At 35.0% G+C, this 603-nt stretch carries 1 protein-coding gene and 1 pseudogene; one reads left to right on the forward strand and one right to left on the reverse strand.

What is annotated here, in order from left to right:
• The coding region (locus ACWHAR_RS29400; protein WP_452088734.1) for an ATP-binding cassette domain-containing protein at window positions 1-246 on the reverse strand (246 nt) is incomplete at its 3' end.
• A gap of 289 nt (window positions 247-535) precedes the next feature.
• Here ACWHAR_RS29400 and ACWHAR_RS29405 point away from each other — a divergent pair.
• A pseudogene (locus tag ACWHAR_RS29405) lies at window positions 536-603 on the forward strand (transcriptional regulator); the annotation flags it as partial.

Here is a 603-nt window from a genome sequence, read left to right on the forward strand (position 1 = left end):
AAGCCGGTTTAACATCCGTACTAAAGTTGATTTACCGCTCCCTGATAGACCCATGATGACAAATATCTCACCATCATATACTTCAAAATCTGCCTGATTAACCCCAACGGTTGATCCGGTTGCTTTCAGGATCTCTTTTTTTGTCTTTCCGTTGGCAAGCATTTGAACTGCCTTCTTTGTTTGTTTCCCAAAAATCTTAGAGACTTTCTCGACTTTTATCTTAATTGGTTTCTCATCTACACTCATATTTTCCCTCCATATTAAGCAATCTTTATTACCGTAACATTTATGTAACTTCCCACACAAACAGCATATTCTCTTTTATTCTGTACCATTTCTTTATAAACATCCATGTGACCACATGATCTTATTTATGCTTCTAAATGCTCTGTAATCCTCCTATATGATTGTATTTTACGGGTGATTTTTCTCCTACCTTTAGTTGAAAACGCTTTTATTGGAATTGAATTCCTCCTTCCTCTTATGACTTCCTGCTCCTTTACTGGAAAAATAAGTTGATTTTTCAACACCCATTATGTATTATAGTTTCATGACTATGAAACAATCAGATGATCAAATCAGAGCGCAAATTTTTAAAGCACT

Source organism: Bacillus sp. LR--39 (assembly GCF_053613335.1).